At 39.9% G+C, this 25,572-nt stretch carries 22 protein-coding genes and 2 tRNA genes; 9 read left to right on the forward strand and 15 right to left on the reverse strand.

Going from position 1 to position 25,572, the window contains the following annotated elements:
• Positions 1-138: 138 nt before the first annotated feature.
• The 4 genes from P6280_RS06040 to P6280_RS06055 all read right to left on the reverse strand — a co-directional run bounded on the left by P6280_RS06040 (position 139) and on the right by P6280_RS06055 (position 3,922).
• The gene (locus tag P6280_RS06040; RefSeq protein WP_349306382.1) at positions 139-1,167 is read right to left on the reverse strand and encodes a glycosyltransferase family 8 protein; all 1,029 of its coding nucleotides are present in this window, start codon (positions 1,165-1,167) and stop codon (positions 139-141) included.
• Positions 1,168-1,339: 172 nt separating this feature from the next.
• Positions 1,340-2,107 carry an ABC transporter ATP-binding protein gene (locus P6280_RS06045; protein WP_096529152.1) on the reverse strand — a complete coding sequence of 256 codons (768 nt, stop codon included), beginning with the start codon at positions 2,105-2,107 and terminating at the stop codon, positions 1,340-1,342.
• Complete coding sequence (locus P6280_RS06050; protein WP_283237273.1) at positions 2,107-3,087, reverse strand: FecCD family ABC transporter permease; 981 nt, start codon at positions 3,085-3,087, stop codon at positions 2,107-2,109. The genes P6280_RS06045 and P6280_RS06050 overlap by 1 nt, the downstream gene beginning before the upstream one ends.
• Entirely contained in the window at positions 3,080-3,922 is an 843-nt protein-coding gene (locus P6280_RS06055; RefSeq protein WP_283237274.1) for an SDR family oxidoreductase, read from the reverse strand. The genes P6280_RS06050 and P6280_RS06055 overlap by 8 nt, the downstream gene beginning before the upstream one ends.
• 141 nt (positions 3,923-4,063) lie before the next feature.
• Between P6280_RS06055 and P6280_RS06060 the strand changes: the two genes are divergently transcribed.
• Positions 4,064-4,588, forward strand: coding sequence for an acyl-CoA thioesterase (locus P6280_RS06060; protein ID WP_050832822.1), 525 nt, complete (start codon positions 4,064-4,066; stop codon positions 4,586-4,588).
• A 105-nt stretch (positions 4,589-4,693) separates the two neighbouring features.
• Here P6280_RS06060 and P6280_RS06065 read toward each other — a convergent pair whose 3' ends face one another.
• The 5 genes from P6280_RS06065 to P6280_RS06085 form a co-directional block, all read right to left on the reverse strand.
• Positions 4,694-4,960, reverse strand: coding sequence for an HP0894 family type II toxin-antitoxin system mRNA interferase toxin (locus P6280_RS06065; protein WP_000916167.1), 267 nt, complete (start codon positions 4,958-4,960; stop codon positions 4,694-4,696).
• Entirely contained in the window at positions 4,941-5,315 is a 375-nt protein-coding gene (locus P6280_RS06070) for a type II toxin-antitoxin system HP0895 family antitoxin (protein ID WP_283237275.1), read from the reverse strand. Before P6280_RS06070 ends, P6280_RS06065 begins: the two co-directional genes overlap by 20 nt.
• Positions 5,316-6,294: 979 nt before the next feature.
• Positions 6,295-8,520: a Hop family adhesin BabA gene (babA, locus tag P6280_RS06075; RefSeq protein ID WP_283237276.1), complete on the reverse strand. Its 2,226-nt coding sequence runs from the start codon at positions 8,518-8,520 to the stop codon at positions 6,295-6,297.
• A 250-nt stretch (positions 8,521-8,770) separates the two neighbouring features.
• Positions 8,771-8,847: transfer RNA gene (locus P6280_RS06080), tRNA-Met, on the reverse strand.
• A 17-nt stretch (positions 8,848-8,864) separates the two neighbouring features.
• Positions 8,865-8,939 (reverse strand) — tRNA-Gln (locus tag P6280_RS06085).
• On the opposite strand from P6280_RS06085, the gene P6280_RS06090 reads away from it, so the two are divergent.
• Complete coding sequence (locus tag P6280_RS06090) at positions 8,914-9,531, forward strand: helicase DnaB modulator (protein ID WP_283237277.1); 618 nt, start codon at positions 8,914-8,916, stop codon at positions 9,529-9,531. The two genes, P6280_RS06085 and P6280_RS06090, sit on opposite strands and share 26 nt — an antisense overlap.
• Here P6280_RS06090 and hypD read toward each other — a convergent pair.
• The 6 genes from hypD to pta all read right to left on the reverse strand — a co-directional run bounded on the left by hypD (position 9,482) and on the right by pta (position 14,946).
• On the reverse strand, positions 9,482-10,594 hold the full coding sequence (gene hypD / locus P6280_RS06095; protein WP_283237278.1) for a hydrogenase formation protein HypD: 1,113 nt from the start codon (positions 10,592-10,594) through the stop codon (positions 9,482-9,484). The two genes, P6280_RS06090 and hypD, sit on opposite strands and share 50 nt — an antisense overlap.
• A gap of 27 nt (positions 10,595-10,621) precedes the next feature.
• Positions 10,622-10,858, reverse strand: a complete 237-nt coding sequence (locus P6280_RS06100) for a HypC/HybG/HupF family hydrogenase formation chaperone (RefSeq protein ID WP_025366493.1) — start codon at positions 10,856-10,858, stop codon at positions 10,622-10,624.
• Positions 10,858-11,586, reverse strand: a complete 729-nt coding sequence (gene hypB, locus P6280_RS06105) for a hydrogenase nickel incorporation protein HypB (protein WP_029649858.1) — start codon at positions 11,584-11,586, stop codon at positions 10,858-10,860. Before hypB ends, P6280_RS06100 begins: the two co-directional genes overlap by 1 nt.
• Before the next feature lie 261 nt (positions 11,587-11,847).
• Positions 11,848-12,147: a cupin domain-containing protein gene (locus P6280_RS06110; RefSeq protein WP_100954728.1), complete on the reverse strand. Its 300-nt coding sequence runs from the start codon at positions 12,145-12,147 to the stop codon at positions 11,848-11,850.
• 10 nt (positions 12,148-12,157) lie between these two features.
• On the reverse strand, positions 12,158-13,363 hold the full coding sequence (locus tag P6280_RS06115) for an acetate kinase (protein WP_283237279.1): 1,206 nt from the start codon (positions 13,361-13,363) through the stop codon (positions 12,158-12,160).
• A gap of 17 nt (positions 13,364-13,380) precedes the next feature.
• Positions 13,381-14,946, reverse strand: a complete 1,566-nt coding sequence (gene pta, locus P6280_RS06120) for a phosphate acetyltransferase (RefSeq protein ID WP_283237470.1) — start codon at positions 14,944-14,946, stop codon at positions 13,381-13,383.
• Between the two features lie 237 nt (positions 14,947-15,183).
• Between pta and P6280_RS06125 the strand changes: the two genes are divergently transcribed.
• The 7 genes from P6280_RS06125 (at position 15,184) to alpA (ending at position 25,552) form a co-directional block, all read left to right on the forward strand.
• Positions 15,184-16,749 carry a flagellar hook-length control protein FliK gene (locus tag P6280_RS06125; protein WP_283237280.1) on the forward strand — a complete coding sequence of 522 codons (1,566 nt, stop codon included), beginning with the start codon at positions 15,184-15,186 and terminating at the stop codon, positions 16,747-16,749.
• Positions 16,750-16,799: 50 nt separating this feature from the next.
• Positions 16,800-17,804, forward strand: a complete 1,005-nt coding sequence (gene flgD, locus P6280_RS06130) for a flagellar hook assembly protein FlgD (protein WP_283237281.1) — start codon at positions 16,800-16,802, stop codon at positions 17,802-17,804.
• Positions 17,801-19,618, forward strand: coding sequence for a flagellar hook protein FlgE (locus P6280_RS06135; protein WP_283237282.1), 1,818 nt, complete (start codon positions 17,801-17,803; stop codon positions 19,616-19,618). Before flgD ends, P6280_RS06135 begins: the two co-directional genes overlap by 4 nt.
• Before the next feature lie 52 nt (positions 19,619-19,670).
• Positions 19,671-20,294 (forward strand): restriction endonuclease, encoded by a 624-nt coding sequence (locus P6280_RS06140; RefSeq protein ID WP_283237283.1) that lies wholly within the window; start codon positions 19,671-19,673, stop codon positions 20,292-20,294.
• Positions 20,282-21,430, forward strand: a complete 1,149-nt coding sequence (locus P6280_RS06145) for an Eco57I restriction-modification methylase domain-containing protein (RefSeq protein WP_283237284.1) — start codon at positions 20,282-20,284, stop codon at positions 21,428-21,430. The genes P6280_RS06140 and P6280_RS06145 overlap by 13 nt, the downstream gene beginning before the upstream one ends.
• Entirely contained in the window at positions 21,424-23,451 is a 2,028-nt protein-coding gene (locus P6280_RS06150; protein WP_283237285.1) for an ATP-dependent helicase, read from the forward strand. The genes P6280_RS06145 and P6280_RS06150 overlap by 7 nt, the downstream gene beginning before the upstream one ends.
• A 547-nt stretch (positions 23,452-23,998) precedes the next feature.
• A complete protein-coding gene (gene alpA, locus P6280_RS06155) occupies positions 23,999-25,552 on the forward strand; it encodes a Hop family adhesin AlpA (protein WP_283237286.1) in 1,554 nt (517 codons plus the stop codon).
• The last annotated feature ends 20 nt before the right edge of the window (positions 25,553-25,572 follow it).

Genomic DNA, 25,572 nt, shown 5'->3' on the forward strand with positions numbered 1-25,572 from the left:
AAACCAACCCATGCTTTGGCATGGGGTGGATTTAAGAAGTGTAGATCTCTTTGGGATGGTTGGTATATTGACACAAGTCATGCTTGAGTGTTATTAGCAAACCAACCCCTAAGGGATTAGCCTTTAAAACAAACTCCACTAACGCAAACAAAAAGACTCTAGCTTTTTAAAAATCTTAAACAAAAAGTATTGTATAAGAAGTTTTTTATTCAGTCTAGTGTTTAAAAATTCAAAAAAACCTCTCTTATTATTACTAAGATTCTCTACTTGGTTCTTGTAATTTTCAAATTGGTTCTTGTAATTTTCAAAAAAATCCAATGCAAAAGAGGTTTTAAAAAGTGTTTCACGCCACTTTGTAGCATAAGGTAAATAGAAATAAGAATCTTTCCAAGGCTTTTCACCGCTAAAAAAGTGAACCATGCAAACATCAGATTTTTCATTAATCTTTTTTCTATAGAAGAGTCGGTGAGAAAAATTATACGAATCAGAGATGGGTAAAATCTTGTTGACACATACAATGTTTATTGTGTCTTGCTCTGGACACACCAAAGAATGATTTCTTGCAACCAAAAACTCACAAAGCTTTTCTTCTAAATTATCATCTCTCCAAAGTTTAAGATTAGCTACCATAAATCCCACATTAAAATGATTGCGATAGAGAGTTATAAGCTCTTCAGTAGGCAATACATTCTCTTCATCAAGTTCAAAAAACTTAATACAATCAATAGTCCGATTCTTAAGAAACGCATCCAAACTATTCAGATTAAAGAGAGAAAGGTCTTCTTTAACCATTCCAAAATACTCTCCACCCATAGGGATAAAAAAACTCTCGCTAATATCGCCCACAAACAAAGTATCCACATCAAACATGATAATTTTTTCATATTGAGGAAAAATACTCGCTAACAATAAACGGCATAAAATCATTTTAGAAAAACGCTTTTGAGCAAAAGAATTGAGTCTTAAGAAAAGTTTAGAAACCAATTTAAAAGGGTAAGCATCGTCATTCTTTGAAATATCACAAAATTCAATGCTAGAAAACGCGCTAAAGGGGGCTATAGTTTGCTTTAATTTTTCTGTATTTTCAGCACTCAAACTATCCACTAAACAATGGATTTGATAAAAAAGTTTTACCCCATCTCTTTCTTGCTTCGCGCAAGAAAGCATGGAGTATAAGCTCACACCAGCAGGGATGCAATAACTATTGTCAAAGGCTACTACTATAGGGATAGTCTGAGAAATGGGGGGGGGGGGGGTACAGATGTGCTATTTTTCACATAAACTCCTTAAAAATAAAATAAACGAAACATTATAACTCAAAATCCCCTATTTTCAAACTCTACAACGCATACACGACAAGCTTGTTATCATGCCAGATCGCTTCTAGGGGCGTGTCATAGAGCGTGCTTAAATTGTGCGAAGTCATAGCGATTTGCGTGGAAGCTTGCAAAAAAAGTTTTTTATCTTTGAGCATGACCACATGCGTGGAGTGCCTGGCAACCAAATTCGGGTCATGGATATTGACTAAAACGCTCAATTCTCGTTTTTTCATCTCATCTTTAATCGCATCAAAAAAAAGGGCTTGGTTTTTTAAATCTAAAGCGCTCGTAGGCTCATCTAGTAACAATAAGGGCGTTCTTTGCAACAAACTTCTGGCTAAAAGCACCATTTGCCTTTGACCACCGGACAAATCGTTGATGCCTTGATCTTTTAAGGACTCTAAATCCAAGCGCTCTAAAACGCTAGTCGCTTCTTTAATGTGCTTGGCTTTAGGCGTAGCGAACAGATTCAAATGCGTCGCTTTCCCCATTAAGACAAAATCCAACACGCTGAAATTAAACGCATAATATTCCACTTGGGGGATATAAGCGATCAATTTGGCTTTTTCATAAGGCTTTAAGGGTAAAATATCTTTGTTACACGCTTTAATTTCGGTTTCTTCTAAAGGCTTTAAAAGCCCTAAAAGGCATTTTAAAAGCGTGGTTTTACCCGATCCATTAGGCGCTAGAATGCTGGTGATGCTGTTTTTTGGCACGCTAAAACTCAATTTATCCAAAATGAGTTTTTGAGAATATTTAAAGGACAGGTTTTTAACTTCTAAGACCATCACACCCCCCTAGTCCTGAATAAAAGCCACAAGAAGAAAGGCGCTCCTAAAACGCTTGTGGCAATGCCTACCGGTAAATCATAGGGGGTAATGGTTTTAGCCACCACATCCGCTAAAAGCAAGAAAAACGCTCCCATTAACAAAGAGCTTAAAAGCAGTTTTTGTAAATTCGCCCCAAAAAACAATCTCGCTACATGCGGAATGACTAACCCAATCCAGCCAATCGTGCCAGACACGCTCACCTCTAAAGCGCTCGCAACGCTCACGCACACCAAACAAAGCGATCGCAACAACACCGGATTAATACCCAAACTCAAACTTTGCGCATCGCTCAAGCTCAATAAATTGATGCGCCACCTTAACAAAAAAAGCGGGATAAAGCCTAAAGATAGCCCTATGAAAGCGATCAAGCAATCCTTATAACTGCTCAAAGACAAGCTCCCTAAAAGCCACACGACAATCGCTTGCGCTTTTTGAGGGATCACAAAGAATTTTATCGCTCCGGCTAAGGCGCTTAAAAACGCGCTCAACACCACCCCTGAAAGCACCAACGAAAGGACGGAATTGCCTAAAACCCTATTCATCGCTAAGACAGCAAGGCTAGCTAAAATCGCCCCAAAGAACGCTAAAATCGCAATGTTAGACTCCACTACCGCTATCGCCATCGCCACGCCTAGCATCGCCCCGCTAGAAATCCCTAGTAAAAAGGGATCCACTAAGGGGTTTCTAAAAATCGTTTGCATCACCACCCCACTCCCGGACAAACTCGCTCCCACCAGGAGCGCTAAAATCACTCGTGGTAGTCGTATTTCTAAAATAATAATACTTAAAGAGCTCAGTTCTTCATTGTGCAAAAAGTGGTTTTTCACGTTAAGGCACACTTCTTTCCACTCTTCAAAGCTCAAGGACTCCCCTCCAAACAAAAGCACCACCACCGCTAAAATCACGCAAGCTAAGGCAATATGATAGGTTTTAAGCATCACGCTTCCTTTTAAGAACGATTAATCTGAACAAAGAATCATACCAACTGCTCGGGAGGATTCTATACAACGCTAACAACAATTGGGTTTTTAAGCCGATCAAATAGCGGGCCTTGATTTTTTGACTCATGGTAAGAAAAACGATTTTTTGCGCCACGGCTTTAGGGCTTAGGGCTTTTTGATACACGCCAGAATAAAAGCTTTTAGCCGCATTCACCTCTAATGCATAAAGGCTATCTTTTCGCTCATCATTTTCAAAAGCGGTTTTTTCCCAGTTGCTTTTCACTGGGCCTGGCTCAATTAAACACACTTGAACGTTAAAGGGTTTAAGCTCTAAACGCAAGGCATCGCTATAAGCCTCTAAGGCATGCTTACTTGCGCTGTAATGGCCTAAAAAGAGCATGCTCACACGCCCCGCTATGGAAGAAAGGTTAAAAATTTTAGAGTTGAGCTTGTTTTTTAATAGGGGCAAACAAAACTGCACCACTTCACAAAGGGCGAAAAAATTCACGCTAAATTGCTTTTTAACCTCGTCAATAGGCGTGTCTTCTACGCTCCCAAACACCCCATAACCGGCGGAATTGATCAAAACATCGCAATGATCTTCTTTAGCGCTGATGTTTAAAAACACTTCTTTTAAAGCGTTAGAATCGCTCACATCAACATCAATACTCTCGCATAACGCATGGTTTAACGCTAAGCACAAAGTCGCATGCCTAGAGAGCGCATAGACTTTATACCCTTGATCTAACAGCATTAACGCACACTCCAACCCAATCCCAGAACTCGCCCCGGTGATAATTGCCACCTTTTGGCTTTCTTTTTTCTCGCCCATTATCTAACGCCAACTCTCTTATTATTTTTTATTAATTCCTCTAATATTCACTTAATATTACTTAATTTTTACTAATATATAGTTCTTGGAATGTTTTTTACAAAAGACATTTTTAACACCAATTTTAATTAAGGAGAAACAATGCCTCAAATACAATCATCGCATTCCAATCATTTTGATTTTACCCTAGACACAGCCGATTGCACTAAATTATTGATGAGCTATCTGGTCGTGCCTACTACGGCTAATTTCAACAATGTCATGCATGGGGGGGAATTATTGAATTTATTGGATAAAGTGGCTTATGTGTGCTCGGCTCGTTATTGCAAAAAAGGAACGGTCACTTTAAGCGTGGATGGGGTTACTTTTAAATACCCCATTCCTGTAGGGAATTTGCTCACTTTTTTAGCCAGCATCAATTATGTAGGAAACACCTCGTGTGAAGTGGGGATTAAGGTTTTGAGCGAAGATATTAAAACTCGTGAAATCATGCACACTAATTCATGCTATTTCACCATGGTGGCTGTGGAAAATGGCAAACCCACCCCCATGCCCAAATACGAGCCTAAAACAGAGGTTGAAATCCGCCGTTATGAAGGGGCTTTGAAGCGTAAGGAAATGCGCACACGAGGGTATTTAAAAAGCGGGAAACACGAGGGCATTTAAAAAAAGCAAAAAGCGTGTAGGCGGTGTTTTAACCCTGAATTTTACCCCTAAAAAGGGGGGTAGTTGGTAAGCGGTTAGTTTAAGCGTTTAAGTTGTGCGGGTGTTTTAAAACAGTTCGCTATGACTGCCTAACCTTACTAAAATAAGCTCATCACCTCTCACTAAATACACAAGCAAAATATCAGCTTTGATGTGGCATTCCCTAAAAGGTTTCCAATTGCCTTTTAAAGCATGATCTTTAAATTGTGGGTCTAGTGGTTCTTTCTTTCTTAAGGTTAGAATGACTTCATTCAAAACGCTATCATCAAACCCATTCAAAAGTAATTTATCAAAATCTTTTTGAAAAGATTTTTTAAGGTTGAGTTTCAACACCTAACGCCCTTTTTCTTTCATCGCTATAACTAGAAAAATCCTCAACAATCAAATCGGTTTCTTTGTTAAGCGCATCTCTCATGGCTTGTTGCGTTTGAATGTTTGGGATCTCATACCCCAAACAACAATCTCTTTTATCATCAAAAGCTTGGCTGATTTTTTGCAAGAGTTCATTTAATGCGTCTATTTTATCCTTAAAGTTTTGATCCCTTTTTTCCAATTCTTTAGCCATTTTTTCTTTAAAAGAAGCTCTATCATTTTGCATCTTTTTGATTTTTCGCTCTAATTGATGGATTAAATTAAAAAGCTGTCTTTGGCTGTATTTTGTGTAATCTTTGTTGGTGGTGTTTGGCATGCTTATTCCTTTTAAAATATAATATCAGTTCATTATAGCGCAAGCGATAGAGTGGGATTAAAAAGGTTAGAAAATTAAAAACTTTGTTTTGTGAAAAAATTTAAAAAACAGATGAAAAATCAGTGAAAAGATCAAAAGATCTTTTAGTAAAAAATTTTAAAAAAGTTTAAAAAAATAAAAGTTTTGTGAGTGAAAAATAATCGTTTTAGATTTGATTTTATAATAAAACTCATTTTCTTAAAGTTTTATTTTATTCTCTTAAAGAGATAGGAAGTATTTGAAACCATTCTCTCCTTTTTATCCCACTAAATCCCCCTATAAAAAAAGCGCTTTTTTAAAAACTATCGTTTAAAGTAGCATCAAGTTTTCTACTAAATAATACCAAAAACGCTAAAAAAGATTTTTTCATTTTTAAAATTATCGCTTGCTTTTGGCAAGCTCTTTTATCATTGGTTATAAAAAATACTAAAAAGGATTTTTCATTAAACCCCCCCCAAAAAAAACAAAGAATTTAAAAACAAAGAATTTAAAAACAAAGAATTTAAAAACAAAGAATTTAAAAACAAAGAATTTAAAAACAAAGAATTTAAAAACAAAGAATTTAAAAACAAAGAATTTAAAAACAAAGAATTTAAAAACAAAGGGTTCAAAATAAAGAGAGTTCAAAAAAAACCCCAAAAAACAAAGGGTTTAAAAAAAAGAGGGTTTAAGAAAAGAAATCTCTCAATAAGAAGCTCCCTAAAACAAAGGGTTCAAAACAAGAAACCCCCTAAAAAGAGAGAATTTAAGAGAGAGGGTTCAAAAGAAAAAGGATTTTTCATTAAAATCCCCCAAAAAAGAAAGAGAGTTCAAGAACAAAGGGTTTAAAAAAGAAACCCCTTAAAAAAGAAACCCATTAAAAAACAAAGGCTTCAAAAAAAAAGAGACTTCAAAAAAAAGCTTTAAAGAAATCCCTTAAAAAGGGAGTTTCATAAAAAGCTTAATACGCAAACACATAATTCAAATACACGCTATAGAGCCTGCGGTATTTGAGTTCAGCCCCCATAAAGGAATAGTAGTTCGTGTTGATAGTAGGGATTTTCACGCCTAACTCAATCCCATGCTGAGCCGCATGATCGCTGCCTTTTTTCTTAGCCCTGGCTAAATTCATCCTCAAACCTAAATTGAATAAGAATTGGAAGTTCGCCACATTCATTTTAGCGTTATAGACATTATTCACGGTGGCTAAATTCACATACTCAGAATTGAGCCATGAAGTGCCCGCTAACGCAATCCCGCCAAAAAGCCCCACAGAAAGCTTGTTGTTCTTGCCTAAGAAATTGGTGGCTTTATCGTTGATGAAGTTATAGAGAGCGTCCGCTCCAAAACCATAAGTCCATACATCAGAAGCCGAGTTGAAGAAGCTGGATTTGATGAACGCATGGTTGTAATCAAAAAAGCCGTAATACCTAGCGCCCCACCTTCTTTTTTGGCCAAAGAATTGTTTGTAACCCACTTGAATACCGATCCCATTCATCGCGCCGTTGTTGGTTTGAGAGCTCACGATGCCCACTTTCCTAAAGGGGTTACGCCCTAGTTCTTGGTTGATGGTTTGGATTTGGTTATAAGAATTTTGATTGAGGTAGTAATTGGTTTCTATGCCTTGCGGGCTATAGGGGTTATTCTTTTGGCTCACCACATTTTGCAAGCTTTGCGCGTTAGGGACTTTAGAAAGCGCGGTGGTGATGCTGTTATAAGTGTTGCCCAATTCGCTGTATCGGGATTTGAAATGCACCAGAGTGTCAGCGATATTTTCTGCTTGCTCTATCTGCTGTTCTTGAGTGCCAAAATGAGAGATGCTGTTGTTTAGATTCGTTATGGTTTGTTCCACATACGCGCAACCGGAAGCGAAAGTTTGAGTGGTAACCGTGCCAGGAGCTGAACCTTGTGTGCCACCAGTGCCAGCTGTTGAGGCGTTGTTGCATGTGGCTAAAAAGTTTTTAACAAAATTGTGAAAATTCCCGCTAAGCCTGTCAGGGTTAAGGGTTTGCCCCACTTGTTCGCTCAAACTGAGCATTTTAGCTTGCGCGCTAGCGTTAGCGAGCATGCCTTGAGCGAAGCTAGCGTCTGTGAAAGGGTTGAAAGGCTTGCCATTACTGCCTCCCACTTGAGCTGTTTGTTCGTTGCTGTTAATCGCGCTCGCTTGATTAACAAGCTCTTGCGCGTCTGTGATCATCTTTTGGATCGCGCTGATTTCAGCTGTAAAATCGCACAACTTCCCCTTAGTCGGTTCCATCTGTGGACCACCACTTTTATTGATTACGCTAAAATACGGGCATGCCGTGTTGATGGTGTTGATGAGCGTGCTCGCTTGCGCCAAGAGCGCTTGAGCGCTATCAGGCACCCCGTTCAATACGTTAGTGATTTCGGTGTAAGAAACACCTGATGTATTACCTGATGCACGAGAATCAACGACTTTTGAACTGATCGTGGTGGTTACTTGTTTGCCATCTATGGTTTGGGTTTCAGTCTTGCTTCTGCCATTTTGTTTATTTACACCTGTGGTTTCTGGCGAGCAGTTGTCATTCCCTTCCCCTGAGCATGTGTAGGTGTAGGTTACATTCACTGTTCCGTTGTTTTCTTTGAGTGCGGGTAAGCCTTTCTTTAAAGCCGTTTGGAGGATTTGATAGGCTTCGTTAAGCTTTTTCATGTTCTCAATACTCATAGGGCCATAGTATCCAGGCACATACCCGTTCAAAGAACAAGTGATGGAAGTGGATCGATACCCTGGCTCGTTGTTGAAGATGGTTGTTGAAGAAGTGCTTTTTTGACCATTGGCATTACCCCCGCATTGCGTAGCATAGCCTAAGACATTCCAAAACCCCACCGCCGCATTGATCGCTAAAAGCACGGCTTGATACGCCGGAGAGTTGGCTTTATCGCCGATCAAGTTTTTTGCGCTCGCGCCCAGATTTTCACGCGCCGCATTGATCGCGCTCGGATCAGAGGACAATTTGATGAGGGAGTTTAGGGTGCTGTATCGGGTTAAAAGCTTGCTCAAGTTTTCATAATTGTCTGAAAGCTGTTGGACGCCTTTGGTGTTTTTCACCACTTGAGAGGCTTCACCGATTTGATAGCCCGCACTCATGTAAAAGCCGTCGTCTTCAGCGCTCAAAGTGGAAACTAAAAGCGAACCTAAAGCAAATGAAAGGATGTGTTTTTTCATGTTTTCTCCTTTTTAGATTGAATTGGATATTAGGGATTTCATACATTCATTGGATATTTGGAATGTATTTGAAGCATTATAGCATAAAAGCGTTTTTTTTTTTTTTGTCATTTTCTTAAAAATGTTGTCATTTTTTGATTTTAATGCGTTTTGTTTCGTTTGGTATTGTTCGTTGGGTGTTGGAATTTTGTTAAAAAGCATTTTCTTAAAAAGATAGTTTAAAAAGATAGGGGGATTTTTTAAAAAAGATTGGTTGCGGAGAATGGATTTGAACCACTGACCTTTGGGTTATGAGCCCAACGAGCTACCGGACTGCTCTACTCCGCGCCAAAATACGCTAATAATGGCTGGGGTGCAAGGATTCGAACCTCGGAATGCCAGGACCAAAACCTGGTGCCTTACCGCTTGGCGACACCCCAACAACAAAATAAAAGAAGCATTATACAAAAGCTTTTTAAAAAAGTCAAGCTAAAACGCTATAATTTCATCATGGAAAACGGATTTGACCCTCTCATTTACAAACGCTATTTGAAAAAGAAAGAAACCTTTTTGCTTTTTAAAAAAATCGCGCAAACCTCTGCGTTTAAAAATTTAAAACTCCAGCTCAAGCGAAGAGGAGCGATTGATTGCTATGTTTCTCAAGCTTTAGGGGATTTAAAAAAAGGGTTTAGATACGCTAAAATAGAAAATCAAATCCTAAAAATCTATTTCACGCACCCTAGCTATTTGAAAGCCTTTAAGATAGAAGAAGATCATTACACCAACAACCTGAAAGCCCGTTTTAAAGAAACGCAAAAAACCCTAAAAGCCTTGAATCACCCTTTTGATTTTAAAACAATCCAGGCGAGCGTGAAAAAAAGAGCTTATGAAAAACCGGTTGTAAAAAAAGAAAACCCCCCTAAAAGCGTGAATGTCAATTGCGAGGGTTTGAGCGATTTCACTAAAAAGCAATTTCTAAAGCTCAAACACGCTTGTAACGATAATACGCCGCGCACGCCCCCTCAGAGCTGACCATGCAACTGCCGATCGGGTTTTGTGGGGTGCAAGTTTTGGCAAATAGCGCGCAATCTAGGGGCTTAGCGATGCCTTTTAAAATTTCCCCGCACTTGCATGCCTTGTTTTCTTTAGAGGTTTTGTGGCTTAAGTGTTCTTTAAAGACTTTTTCAGCGTCATAAGAGGCGAATGTTTCTTTGAGTTTTAGGGCGGAGTGTTTGATATTCCCCAAACCTCTCCATTCAAAATTTTCTCTCACTTCCATGCATGCATTGACTAACTCTTGCGCTTTCACATTCCCCTCATAGCTCACCGCTCTTTTATACTGGATTTCTAGCTTGGCTTCTTTTTTTAAGGCTTGTTTGATAAGCATCAGCACGCTTTCTAATATATCCACCGGCTCAAAACCGCTCACGATAATGGGGATTTTAAAGCGATCCACTAAAGGAGCGTAGATTGAAGCGCCGCTGATCACGCTCACATGGCTAGGGGCTAAAAGAGCGTTGATCTGGCATGCTGGATCTTTTAAAATCGCGCTCACGCTGGGAGGCACTAAAAGGTGGTTAATATGAAAAAAAAGATTGTGGATTTTTTCTTTTTTGGCGTTCAATAAAACGCTAGCGCTCATGGGCGTTGTGGTTTCAAAACCGATCGCAATATAAATGACTTTTTTATGCGGGTTTTCTTTAGCGATTTCTAAAGCTTGCATGGGCGAATACAAAAAGCGCGCATCTAGCCCCTTTTCTCTGGCTTGTATCAAGCTCCCATAGCTCCCTGGGACTTTCATCATATCCCCTAAGCTTAAGATGATGCTGTCTTTCATTGCGGCGAGTTCATAAGCTTCATCAAGGCGCGCTCTTGGCATCACGCATACCGGACACCCTGGCCCATGCACAAACTCTAAACGATCAGGCATCAAATCTAAAAGCCCGTATTTCATGATGGAATGCGTATGCCCTCCGCACACTTCCATGATGACTAATTTTTTTTCAAGTTTGAAAGCGAGTTTTTTGATTGCATTAGAGAGCGCTAAAAGGGTTTGCTTGTCTCTAAAAGGGGCGATGAGATGATTAACGCTCATTATTGCTCATGCGTTTTATTAGTTTTATTATTCATGCGTTTCGTTCATTTTGGCGATCATTTCTTGATAAAGCTCAATGGATTCTAGGGCTTCTTTTTCATCAATCTTGCTCATCACATAGCCGATGTGTAACAACACATAATCGCCCACTTTAACACACTCGCCCATTAAATCCAAGCTCGCCTCTCTTTGAACGCCTAAAGTTTCCAAAAGCGCCACATTATCGTTAATGGCTATGACTTTAGAGGGGATCGCTAAACACATTAAAACGAATGCGTGGACTGGTAATTTTCACGCTTTTTTTCTAAAAGGAAATTTTTAAAATCTTCCAAACTTTTAGGGTCTTTAGAGCTCATTAAAAAAATAGGCGCTTCAGGCTTTAATTTTTGCATGTCTTCTTTGACTTGAGAAACCCTGAAATTAAACACCTCAATCATATCCGCTTTACTGATAATGACCGCATCCGCGCACATGAACATCGTGGGGTATTTTAGCACCTTATCATCGCCCTCTGGGACGGAGAGTAAAACGATATTCATCGCCGCTCCTAGATTATAGCTTGAAGGGCAAACCAAATTCCCCACGTTTTCAATGATTAAAAAATCGCTTTTTTCTAACGCTCCCTCACTTTTGAGCAAATCAAACGCCCCTTCAATCATGCTCGCTTCCAAATGGCACGCTTCGCCGGTGGTGATCTGATGCGCGCTCACGCCTTTTTTACGCAATCTGTCCGCATCTCTGTTGGTTTGCAAATCGCCCTCTACCACGCAAAACTTAAAGTCTTTAAAATCCGCTAGATTTTCTAGCATCGTGGTTTTACCGCTGCCTGGAGAACTCATGAAATTCAACACATACAGCCCTTCTTTTAAATAGCGCTCTTTCATTTCAGTGGCTTTAATATCGTTCTTGCTCAAAATCTTTTCCACGATTTTGACATCTTTTTTACTCAAATTAGGGTTATTTTGTAAAGATTCTTTTCGTTGTTCGCTCATGCTTGTCCTTTCTTTTAAAATTTTCGTATCGTAGCGCGCTTAATTAAACGGCTATGATCTAGCGGCTTTTTTTATCTTCTTGGCTATTTTTTAAATCAAAAAATGCGCCTAATTTAATCCCTTTCGTTGCTGTCGTCTTTATTTTTTAAAACCAACCTAATAATCCTCCAGATGATGATTAATAAAATTATGGTTAAAAGCAAATACCAAGTATTCATAAAACAACTTTCATCATTTCATCATTTCATCATTTTATTTTCCTTATTTTTTACTTAAAGATAGCCTTATAACGCTATTTTCTAAAGCGTCCAAACGATGCAAAACTTGGGCTTCTAGGCTGATTAACGCTCCCTTAGGCATTTCTATTTTTTCATTTTCGGCTTCAAAAATGATTTTGCCCTCTAAAACCTGCACGCTGATAGCTCCCGGGGCCTTGTGTTTGTCTAGGATCGCTCCTTTAGGCATGCAAATGCGCATTTCCTTATTGGAAGAATTTTCACTCAACGCTTCAATGTGGAGCTTTTCAAAATGAACGCCCTCTAAAAAATGAACCATTTTCATCAAACAACCTTTATTTTAATTTTTTTGCTATTTCTTTCGCTTGTAAAGCGATTTCTAGCTCTTCATCAGTAGGGATTCGTAAAACCTTAACTTTAGAATCAGGCTGACTCAAATCCACTAATCCGTTGCCCGGATTGTCGTTGGTGGGCTTGTGCAAAGCGATCCCTAAATTTTCTAAGCCTTCGCACACGCTCTCTCTTAAAGCCGAGTAGTTTTCCCCTAATCCCCCTGTAAAGATAATCGCATCTACCCTCCCTAAAGCCACCATGTAAGCCCCAACATGCTTTTTAATGCAATAAGCGCACATTTCAAAAGCGAGCTTGGCCTGCTTATCGCCTTTTTCTTTTCTGGCTTCTATGTTTCTGGCGTCATTATCCCCACAAATGCCTTTCAAGCCGCTTTCATGGTTTAAAATTTTCATCACTTCTTCTAAACTTTTATTCGCGCATTGCGCGATATATTCCACCACGGTAGGATCAATATCCCCACACCTTGTGCCCATGATCAAGCCTTCTAAAGGGGTTAGCCCCATAGAAGTGTCCACGCTTTTACCCTTTTGAATGGCTGCTGCGCTTGAGCCGTTCCCTAAATGCAAACTGATAGCGTTAAATTCCTCATAAGCGGTATTCAAAAACTTCGCCGCTTCTTTAGCCACATAATGGTGTGAAGTCCCATGGAAACCATAACGGCGGATTTGATATTTTTCATACAATTCATAAGGCAACGCATACATGTAAGCGTAACTGGGCATAGTGGCATGGAATGCGGTGTCAAAAACAGCGATTTGAGGGATATGGGGGTGCGCTTTTTGAACAAACTCAATACCGGCTAAATTCGCCGGGTTGTGTAAGGGGGCCAAAATAGAAAGCTTGCCAATTTCTTGCATGACTTTTTCATTAACTAAGACTGGGGCATGGAATTTATCCCCCCCTTGAACCACACGATGCCCTATAGCGTCAATTTGATTAAAATCTTTGATGATTCCCATTTTCGTTAAACTCTCACGAATCATTAAAAGCCCGCTCGCATGATCTTTAATCACAAGCTTTTCTTTAAGCTCTTGATCGTTATGGTGTAAATGCGATTTGATTTTCAACTGCCCTATTTCTTCGCCGATTTTTTCGGCTAAACCGCTCGCTAAGGGCTTGTTTTCTTGCATGTCAAACAATTTAAATTTAATAGACGAACTGCCCAGATTCAAAACTAAAATTTCCATCAATTTCTCCTAGTGAATTAATCTTGCGCTTGAAGGGCACTAATCAAAACGGTGTTGATAATATCTTCCACTAAAGCGCCCCTACTCAAATCATTAATGGGCTTGTTCAAACCTTGTAAGATGGGCCCTATCGCCACGGCTTTAGCGCTTCGTTGCACCGCTTTATAAGCGATATTCCCAGCGTTTAAATCTGGGAAAATAAAAACGCTAGCTTGCCCAGCCACTTGGCTGTTAGGCATTTTTTTCTTCGCTACGCTTTTATCAATGGAAGCGTCAAATTGTAAAGGGCCATCAATTTCTAATTGTGGATCTAAACGCTGAGCGATCTCTCTAGCTTCGTTGATTTTGTCTATCATTTCGCCTTGCGCGGAATTTCCTGTCGCATAAGAGAGTAGGGCCACTTTAGGCACGATATTGAATTGCTTAGCGCTTTGTGCGGAAGTGATAGCGATTTCAGCTAATTCTTTAGGGCTAGGGTTAGGGATAATCGCGCAATCCCCAAAGACTAGCACTTGAGTGTCTAAACACATTAAAAACACGCTTGAAACCAAACTCACGCCAGGCTTAGTTTTAATGATTTGTAAAGCGGGTCTAATGGTGTCAGCCGTGGTGTGATTCACCCCAGAAACCATGGCATGCGCATAGCCTGAATGCACGAGCATGGTCGCAAAATAAGTCTTATCCAACACTAATTGCTTAGCTTCTTGCTCACTCAAGCCCTTTGATTTTCGCAATTCATACAAATTGTTAGCGAACTCTTCTCTATAATGAGAAGTGTTAGGATCAATGATTTCTACATTTTCTAAATTCAAGTTCAAATTTTTCGCTTGGGAATTAATAACCTCTTTATCGCCTAGTAAAATCAATCCTACCGCACCCATAGCGTTCAAACGATGCGCGGCTTTTAAAATCCTTTCATCTTCGCTCTCGGGTAAAACCACTTTTTTGATCTGTTTTTTAGCCTTTTTTTCCAAACTCATTTGAAAGGCTAAGGGGGTGGTGATCTTGCTTTTTGTTTGCAACACGCTTTCTATCAGATCCGCTTCTAATTCGCATCGTTGCTTGCAAAGAGACGCGCTTAAAAAATTGGGTTTTTCAAGCATTTCGCCCGCCAATAACCCCACAGCGAAAGGGGCTTCTTTGTTGAGAATGTGAGAATGCATGGCTTTCAAACGCTCTAAACTCGTTTGAGCGACAGCCACAATAGGAGCGTTTAAATGCTTGGCTAAAGTGGTGTTTAAATCTAAAAGAGCGTTTAAGAAAAACTTCGGTGCATACCCTAAATTAATGACAAAGTCATGCGTGGTTTGTAATCCATCATAGCGTTTGAGAATTGTTTCAAATAGTAACTCTTCTTGAGCAGCGCTCACAAGCTCTAAAGCCTTTTGTTTGTCTATGGCACTATGAAATTCTAAAGGATTCAAGCCATCGCACCCCAAAAAGCCCTCACACCCCCCATCATATGGGCGAATGGGCGAAAACAATGCGATTTTTTGATAGCGCGGCTGTAGCACTTTTAAAAGGCTCTTACAAGCAACCCCCAAAGCTTCTGTATCCTCTGGGTAAATCCATAAACTTCGCATGAAACCTTGCATGCCAAAACTCCGTAAATTATCGTTTTTATTTAATTGTAGCAAAATTTAATTAAACCTAAACGAGATTTTGTAAAATGCTTTTAGCATTTTTTACCACACAATGATAAAAGAGCTTGACGCTAGTCAAGCGGTAACTGATTAAAAAACAGAGTTAAGGAACTCTTTTTGCTTAACTCCCACCATGTAACACCATGTAAAATAAAAGAGTTGTTTTAAAGGATAATCATGCCATCTCCTATTAATCCCATTCACACCAACGCCAACGCAAACGCTTTGAATAGCGGAGCGAAAAACGAAGTTAAAGACACCAAAAACGCCCCTAAAAGCGCATCAAAGGATTTCAATAAGATCTTAAACCAAAAGATCTCTAAAGACAAAACCGCCCCTAAAGAAAATCCTAACGCTTTAAAAGCCTCGCCCAAAGACGCTAAAGAGGACGCTAAAGAGCTTGAAAAAACCCCTACCCCACACCCCCAACACGCTCAAAATCTTGCTAAAGACCAACAAGCCCCTACCTTAAAAGATTTGCTCAGCCACAAAAAAACCACCGCCTCGCATGAAGCTCAACATGAGATTCACAAAAACCATGAAACTAACCCAAAAACCCCTAACGAAACTTTAAACAAGAATGAAAAAAAGCCTAATGGAGTTATTTCTAACGCTCATCAAACAAGCTTAACCAATAAAAACCCACCAACCCCCACTAACCACGCTAATAACGCTATCAAAAACCCCACAGCCCCAACTCATAACGCTAAAGAGCCAAAAACCCTTAAAGACATCCATGCACTCAGCCAAAAACATGACTTGAACGCCAGCAACATTCAAGCAACCACTCCGTTAGAAAAAAAAGAAACCCCCTTAAATGCAAGCGATCAGCTTGCTTTAAAAACAACGCAAACGAGTATTAACCACACCCTTGCAAAGAACGACGCTAAAAACACCGCCAACCTTTCTAGCGTTTTGCAATCCTTAGAAAAAAAAGAACCGCACAATAAAGAGCGCACAACCCCCCCTAGTAATGAAAAAAAAACGCCCCCTTTAAGGGAAGCTTTACAAATGAACGCCATTAAAAGGGATAAAACGCTTTCTAAAAAAAAGCCAGAAAAAACCCCTATTCACGCTAAAACGCAAACTACAGCCCCAAGCGCAACGCCAGAAAATGCCCCTAAAATCCCTCTTAAAACGCCCCCTTTAATGCCTTTAATAGGAGCTAACCCTCCTAATGATAACGCTCCAACGCCCCTAGAAAAAGAAGAAAAAGCTAAAGAAGTGAGCGAGAATAAAGAAAAAACTAAAGAATCCACTAACAGCGCTCAAAGCGTGCAAAACACCCAATCTAGCGATAAGGCAAGCGAGAATAAAAGCGCTGCCCCTAAAGAAACGATCAAGCATTTCACCCAACAATTAAAGCAAGAAATCCAAGAATACAAACCCCCCATGAGCCGGATCTCTATGGATTTATTCCCTAAGGAATTGGGCAAGGTTGAAGTAACTATTCAAAAAGTGGGTAAAAACCTTAAAGTGAGCGTGATTTCTCATAACAACAGCTTACAAACCTTTTTAGACAACCAACAAGATCTCAAAAACAGCCTGAACGCTTTAGGCTTTGAAGGGGTGGATTTGAGCTTTTCGCAAGATTCTTCTAAAGAGCAACCCAAAGAGCAACTAAGAGAGCCATTCAAAGAGCAGGAATCAACCCCCTTAAAAGAAAACGCCCTAAAAAGCTACCAAGAGAATACGGATAATGAAAACAAAGAAACGAGCATGCAAATCACTCTTTATGCGTGATTTTAAGCAAGTTTGCTCTATAATAGGACATCTTTAATAAGGAAGAGATCATGGCCATTGATTTAGCAGAAGTTACAGGAGCTAAAGCCGCGCAAGAAAGGAAAAAAGAGCAGCCCACCATCGCTAACGGGCTGGATAAAAACGCTTTCATGAAACTCTTTTTAGAGCAATTGAAAAATCAAGACCCCACCGCTCCTATGGAAACGGATAAAATCATCACCCAAACCGCACAGCTCACGCAAGTGGAAATGCAAGAAGAAAACAAAAAAACCATGCAAGAAGTCGCCAGTGCCATGAAATCCAATAAAGAAACTAACGAATCTTTAAAAGACTTTCAAGGCACTTTAAAAGACACCATGGAAAACCTTAATAAAGGCATGGACGATAGCCTAAAGGCTAATAACGCTTTAAGGGAAGTGAGCGCACTCAATTCGGTGAGCATGATAGGCAAAATCGCTGAAACCGATGTGAGCGGGGCGAATTTTGATGGCAACAATAAGCTTTCTTTTTCGCTCTTTTTTGATGAAAAAATTGACGCTTCTAAAGGAGTGCCAGCGATTCAAATCCTGAATGAAAACAATGAATTAGTCAAAACGATTTCCTTAAAAGATTATAACGGGCAAAAGGGGTATATCAATTTTGAATGGGACGGCTTGAACGAAAAGGGCGAAAAAGTCCCTAAAGGCAATTATAAGATCAAGGCTGAATACAATTTAGACTCCCAAAGCAAGCAGTATTTGCAAACACGCATCGGTAGGGGCGAAGTGGAAAGCGTGATTTTTGATAAAGGCAAGCCCATGCTGAGAATGGGCGAAATGATCTTACCCATAGACAGCGCGATAGAGTTTTATAAACCGGATCAAAAACCGCTTGATCAAAAACTCTCTGATCAGAAGCTCTCTGATCAAAAACCCCAAAAACTCTCTGAACAAAAGTCGCTTGATCAAAAGCCCTCTGATCAAAAGCCCCTTGAACAAAAGCTCTCTGATCAAAAACCGCTTGATCAAAAGCTCTCTGAACAAAAACCTCAAACCCCCCCTAAAGAGACAGCATGAACGACACCTTATTAAACGCTTACAGCGGGATTAAGACCCACCAGTTTGGCATTGACAGCCTTTCAAACAATATCGCCAATGTCAATACTTTAGGCTATCGCTCCAATGATCCGGAGTTTAAAACCCTATTTTCTTCGCATTTAGACGCTTTGAATGCCAAATCCGTTGTGGCTAATGACCGAAATTACGGCGTTACAGGCTCAGGCAATGTCCTTTCTAATAAAGACGGGGAATACATGCCAAGCGAGGGGGAATTCCACATGGCGTATCAAGGCAAGGGCTGGTTTGTGATAGGGCCCAATAAAAATGGGGAAATGACCATTAATAAAGACGGCTTTAGCAAGAAACAGGATAATTTCCTCACGCGTGCCGGTAATTTCGCCAGGGACGCTGATGGCTATTTAGTAACCCCTGAGGGCTATTATGTCTATGGCATTGATTTGAAAAAAATCAAAGACGGCACGCTCAATTCCACCGCTAGAGATGAAGACATTGAAAAATTGCATGGCAACACCCTTTCGCCCTTACAAATCCCCCAAGATTTGACTTACCAGCCCGTGCTTAGCACGAAAGTGGGTATTAGCGTGAATCTAAACCCTAAAGACCATTTAAAAGGCGCGCAAGATTTTTTCTTAAACGACAAGGGCGAAATTATTAAAGAGCGTTTTTTAAATCAGGATATTAACGCTTTAGCGAATGACGATAACGAGCCAATAGATGCGATCACCAATCGTAAATTAAACATCAGTATCCAAAAAGAAGATGGCAAAAAAGAGGATTTGGTTTTCACTTATGGGGACGCTGAAAAAGGCGAAAACCAATTCAAAACTTTAGGCGATTTGCAAAAACTCTTTAAAGAAAAAACCGGGCTAGACTTAAACCTCATCAAAAGCGAAAAAGACGCCAAAAGCCCACCCCTTTTATTAGAGATCGCTAATCCTAGCCAAACGCCTATCACCTTTAGCTTGAGCGGGGGCATTGCGGATAAATTGGGCTTGAATGCGAACCAAATGGAACTAAAAAAGGGCATTAGCAGGGATTCAGTAGCGATTAAAATCCCTTATTACAGCACAGAAGTGGATATTTATGATAAAGCCGGGGATAAATACTTGCTCCAGAGCGAATATTACATGACCAATTCCAACGATCCCACATCAAGCCCCACGAGTAAAAGGAAAAACCAAACCTGGGAAGTGAAAAGCTACATCGTAGATCCCAAAAACAAAACCCCTATCAATGATCCTACTTGGGAAATTGTCGGTTTTGATTCAGCCACGCACAAGATGAAATCCGCCCCCATGATTTTGGATTTTAAAGGCAATAAGCTTACCTATTCTTTAGATAAAAGCGAAAACCATGATTCTAGCGATTTGTCTTACCAAGACTCTAAACTCCTAGAAGCGAGTCAAGACGGCAAGCCTAGGGGCATTTTTAGAGACATGCGCATTGAAGAAAATGGCGTGATTTCTCTAGCCTTTAGTAACGGGGTGGTAGAGCCGGTCGCTCGAATCGGTATTTTAGCTTTCACTAACGATCAAGGCTTGAGAAAAATCGGCGGTAACCTCTATGAAATGCAAGAAGGCACCATTAATGGCGAAAACAGACCCCTAAGCGGTAACCCCATTTTAGGGTGGGACGAAGAGGGCAAGCTCAAGTTTGGGAAAATCAGGCATAAGTATTTAGAAACGAGCAATGTGAATGCCGGGAACGCCCTAACCAATCTCATTTTAATGCAAAGAGGCTATTCTATGAACGCTAGAGCCTTTGGCGCGGGCGATGACATGATTAAAGAAGCTATTAGCTTGAAAAAATAAAGGACTAAAATAAGGAGTGTGGTAAAACACCCCTTTCTAATAAGGATATTTAATGATACCCACACAGCTTAATGAAATTGCAGAATTTTTAAAAACAAACCCTTATAATTTGTCCCAACCCTTACAGGATGGACGCTTAAATCCATCTGTCAATGAAGAAGAAATTTTAAACACCATCAAACATTCTTTTCCTATCCAACTACCAAAAGCTAGAGAGTGGTGGGATTTTAGTTTTGAAGAAAACGATATTTTTTATCCTGTTAATATTAAAACCACCACCACAAAAACCGCTGACAATCTTAATTGTAAATTAGGGATTTATGATGCGTTGTGTGGCTTATTGCCGACTTTCAATAACGAAATTGCATGGGAAAAATACTTTCAAAAACTTCATAAAGACTTAGGCAAAAACACCGATAGAGACTATTATTTTTTGATTATCAACAAAAACGATCCTAAAGATATTTTTATCAATTCCTTAAAAGGCATTCAAACTCTTCAGCCAAATGGCAATAACTTGCCCTTTCAATGCAAGTGGGATAACAACAGAGAAATCATTCAAAGAGACTTTGATGGAAGCAAAAACTCCATCTTAAGCGCTTTAGCTGAAAGTGTTAAGTTACGAGTTTATTTAACATTCAAGGAATTTTTTGGAGGGTTTTTTTGTATCAATTAGATATTAAAACTTTAGGGCAGGTTTTCACCCCTAAAAATATAGTGGATTTCATGCTCACTCTAAAGCAAAATCATGGGAGTGTTTTAGAGCCAAGCGCGGGCGATGGGAGTTTTTTAAAGCGCTTAAAAAAGGCTGTAGGGATTGAAATCGATCCTAAAATCTGCCCTAAAAATGCCCTTTGCATGGACTTTTTTGACTACCCTTTAGAAAATCAATTTGACACCATTATTGGTAACCCGCCCTATGTCAAGCACAAGGATATTGCACCAAGCACTAAAGAAAAACTCAATTACAGCCTTTTTGATGAAAGGAGTAATCTATACTTGTTTTTCATAGAAAAAGCGATCAAGCATTTAAAGCCTAAAGGTGAATTGATTTTCATCACCCCAAGGGATTTTTTAAAATCCACTTCCAGCGTGAAATTAAACGAATTGATTTACAAAGAAGGCACGATAACGCATTTTTTTGAATTAGGCGATCAAAAGGTTTTCCCAAACGCCATGCCCAATTGCGTGATTTTTCGTTTTTGTAAGGGCAATTTCAGTAGAATCACCAACGATTGTTTGCAATTTTTGTGCAAAAAAGGCATTTTATATTTCCTCAACCAATCTTACACGCAAAAATTAAGCGAGGTTTTTAAGGTTAAAGTGGGGGCAGTGAGTGGGTGCGATAAGATTTTTAAAAATGAAAAATACGGGAATTTAGAATTTGTCACCTCAATCACGAAAAGAACCAATGTTTTAGAAAAAATGGTTTTTGTCAATAAGCCCAATGATTATTTACTCCAGCATAAAGATAGCTTGATGCAAAGAAAGATCAAAAAATTCAATGAAGCAAATTGGTTTGAATGGGGTAGAATGCATCACATATCCCCTAAAAAACGCATTTATGTCAACACTAAAACGCGCCAAAAAAACCCCTTTTTTATCCACCAATGCCCTAATTATGACGGCTCTATTTTAGTGCTATTCCCTTATAACCAAAACCTGGATTTACAAAACCTCTGCGATAAACTCAACGCTATCAACTGGCAAGAATTAGGCTTTGTGTGCGATGGGCGTTTTTTGTTTTCGCAGCGCTCTTTAGAAAACGCGCTTTTGCCTAAAGATTTTTTAAATGAGGATAAAACTTGTTAGAAACTTTGCAATTAAACCCTGAGCAACTCAAAGCGGCCAAGGCTTTGAAAGGGCATAATTTAGTGATTGCAAGCGCTGGCACAGGAAAGACTTCTACGATTGTGGGGCGTATTTTATACCTGCTTGATAACGGCATCAAGCCTGAAGAAATCTTGCTTTTGACTTTCACTAATAAAGCGAGTAATGAAATGATTGCAAGGGTGGCTAAATATTCCAAATCAAGCTCCAAAATTGAAGCGGGCACTTTCCATGCGGTGGCGTATCGCTATTTAAAAGAGCATTACCCCAATTTAAGCCTAAAGCAACCTAAAGAATTGAAAAAACTTTTAGAAAGCATTGTGGATACCAAAAACGCCATAGATGACGATAAAAAGCCCTACACTTCGCAGCACCTCTACGCCCTCTATTCTCTTTACACCAACGCTCTAAAACAAGAAGATTTTAGCGCATGGCTTTCTAATAAAAACCCTGAACACACGCCATACGCCGCCTTTTATGAAAACATTTTAGACGAATTTGAAAACACCAAAAAAAAGCATAATTATATTGACTATAACGACTTACTGCTGTTATTTAAACAAGCGATGCTAGAAAGACCTAGCCCCTATAAAGAAGTGCTTTGCGATGAATTTCAAGACACTAACCCCTTACAAGAATCCATTTTAGACGCTATCAACCCTCCCAGTTTGTTTTGCGTGGGTGATTACGATCAGAGCATTTACGCTTTTAATGGAGCGGATATTTCTATCATTTCTAATTTCACTCAAAAATACAAAAACGCCCAGGTTTTCACGCTCACCAAAAACTACCGCTCTTCTAAAGAGATTTTAGATCTCGCTAATCAAGTGATACAGCGCAACAAGCGCATTTACCCTAAAAATTTAGAAGTGGTGAAATCAGGGCATTTCAATAAGCCTGCGCTTTTAAATTACAACGACAATATCGCGCAATGCCAAGACATCGCTAAACGCATTGTCATGCGAAAGAATTTTAAAGAAGTGGCAGTGATTTTTAGGAATAACGCGAGCGCGGATCAATTAGAAGCCGCTTTAAGATCTTACAATGTGCCAAGCAAAAGAAAAGGGAGCGCGAGCTTTTTTGAATCCAAAGAAGTAGCGTTAGCGTTAGACATTTGCGCGCTCATCTTTAACCCTAAAGATATTATGGCAGCAATCCATGTTTTAAGCCATATCAGCGATATTGGCTCTAACACCGCTAAAGACATTCATGAGGCCTTAATGCTTTTAGGCAATGGCGATCTCAAATTGGCTTTAATCCAGCCTGATAAAGAAGCCAAAATTTACACGAAGAAAAAAGAAATCACCTCTATGGGGCTTTTTGAAGAAATTTTTGCCCTAGAAAACAGCTCAAGGTTTAATAGCGTGATAGATAAAGCGTTTCATTCGCACCCGGTGTTGATGCACCCTAAAATCTCACTCAATGGGGCTAAAATGCTTAGCGATTTTTTCATTCTTTATACCAAAGCCCCCACCCATTCCCCTAGCGCTTTAATCAAACACATCCTGGAAAGTGCGTTTTTTCAAACCTTTAAAACACGCCTTTTAAAAGAGCGTTCCAAAAATAAGGACGGCTCTTATAACGAATTTAAAAAACTCCAAGTGCAAAAACGCTTCAATGAAAAAATGGACTTGCTGAGTTCTTTGGCGAAAAATTACCAAAATTTAGGGCGTTTTTTAAACGGCACTTTAATAGGCTCCAGTGAAGCCACGCAAGGCGAGGGCGTGAATCTATTGAGCGTGCATGCTTCTAAAGGATTAGAATTTAAAGATGTTTATATTATAGATTTAATGGAGGGCCGTTTCCCTAACCACAAGCTCATGAATACCGGTGGGGGCATTGAAGAAGAGCGGCGGCTTTTTTATGTCGCTATCACAAGGGCTAAGGAAAATTTATGGCTTTCTTATGCGAAAAACGAATTGAGAGAAAACGCCAAACCCAAAGAGCATAAGCCCTCGGTGTTTTTGTATGAAGCGGGGCTTTTGAAACCTGATTTAAAATAAAATTGGTTTTTGTATTGTTTGTTTAAAACGCTAGCAACCATAGACTTTAGCTCTAGCTTGCGCTAGAGCCAAAATTTTAGTATAATGGCGTTGTGGCAACCATTAAAACTATGATTGCTAATAGTAATTTCATAGTTGGTTATCTCCTTTCGGGGTAACCACCCACTATTACCCCAAACCCTAACATGCTCCAAATTTTCACAACAAAAGAGATAACTTGAAATGACTATTTGCGTTGGCGTGATTATAGTTTAAAAAACTTAGAAATGTCAAAAAGCGTTTTTAAAACCCCCAAAAATTTAAGGCTAATCCCCCCATGAAATCCCGTTTTTTTTTTTTTTTGTAAAAAGCACTCCAATTATTGTAACTTTATTCCTTTATAAGGGGTCTTTAAGGGGATTTTTAAGGTTAGTTTAATTTTCATTATGTGAAAATACTATCAATTACATCTAACAATTTGTATGGTAATACCATATTATAAGCCCTGATGTAACTTAAATCCCAAATTTAAACTCAATCAAGGAGCATCCCATTGATAAGGAAAATCATGATAAAGAAAAATAGAACGCTGTTTCTTAGTCTAGCCCTTTGCGCTAGCATAAGTTATGCCGAAGATGATGGAGGGTTTTTCACCGTCGGTTATCAGCTCGGACAAGTCATGCAAGATGTCCAAAACCCAGGCGGCACTAAAAGAGATGAACTCGCAAGAGAGCTTAACGCTGATGTAACGAACAACATTTTAAACAACAACACCGGAGGCAATGTCGCAGGGGCGTTGAGTAACGCTTTCTCCCAATACCTTTATTCGCTTTTAGGGGCGTATCCAGAGAAACTCAATGGTAACGATGTGTCTGCGAACGCTCTTTTAGGGGGCGCGGTAGGCAGTGGGACTTGCGCGGCTGCAGGGACGGCTGGCGGCAGCTCTCTTACCACTCAAAGCGCTTGCACCGCTGCGGGCTATTACTGGCTCCCAAGCCTTTCTGACAGGGTTTTAAGCACGATCGGCAGCCAGACTAACTACGGCACGAACACCAATTTCCCCAACATGCAACAACAGCTCACCTACTTGAATGCGGCGAATGTGTTTTTTAATGCGATGAATAAGGCTTTAGAGGCCAAAAATGGAGCTAGTGGAACTAGTGGTGCGACTGGTCAAAATGGTCAAGCTTACTCCCAACAAGCTATCCAATACCTTCAAGACCAACAAAATATTCTCAATAACGCAGCCAACTTGCTCAAGCAAGATGAATTGCTCCTAGAAGCTTTCAACTCTGCCGTAGCCGCCAACATTGGGAATAAGGAATTCAATTCAGCCGTTTTTACAGGTTTGGTGCAAGGCATTATTGATCAATCCCAATCGGTTTATAACGAACTCAATAAAAACCCTATTAGCGGGAGCGCATTTAATAGCGCTACAAGTGGCCAACTAACTAACCAAGCTAACGCTGTGCAAGGGCGTGCTAATCAGCTCTCTAACGCTCTTTATAACGCGCAAGTAACTTTGGATAAAATCAATGCGCTCAACAATCAGGTTAGAAGCATGCCTTACTTGCCCCAATTCAGGGCCGGGAACAGCCGCGCGACGAATATTTTAAACGGGTTTTACACTAAAGTGGGCTATAAGCAATTCTTCGGGAAGAAAAGGAATATCGGTTTGCGCTATTATGGTTTCTTTTCTTATAACGGAGCGAGCGTGGGCTTTAGATCCACTCAAAATAATGTAGGGTTATACACTTATGGGGTGGGGACTGATGTGTTGTATAACATCTTTAGCCGCTCCTATCAAAACCGCTCTGTGGATATGGGCTTTTTTAGCGGTATCCAATTAGCCGGTGAGACCTTCCAATCCACGCTCAGAGATGATCCCAATGTGAAATTGCATGGGAAAGTCAATAACACGCACTTCCAGTTCCTCTTTGACTTCGGTATGCGGATGAACTTCGGTAAGTTGGACGGGAAATCCAACCGCCACAACCAGCACACGGTGGAATTTGGCGTAGTGGTGCCTACGATTTATAACACTTATTACAAATCAGCAGGGACTACCGTGAAGTATTTCCGTCCTTATAGCGTTTATTGGTCTTATGGGTATTCATTCTAAGAAAGGGGGGAAGAGACAAA

The sequence above is a fragment of the Helicobacter sp. 219-2 genome (assembly GCF_030053225.1).
GTDB lineage: Bacteria > Campylobacterota > Campylobacteria > Campylobacterales > Helicobacteraceae > Helicobacter > Helicobacter pylori_C.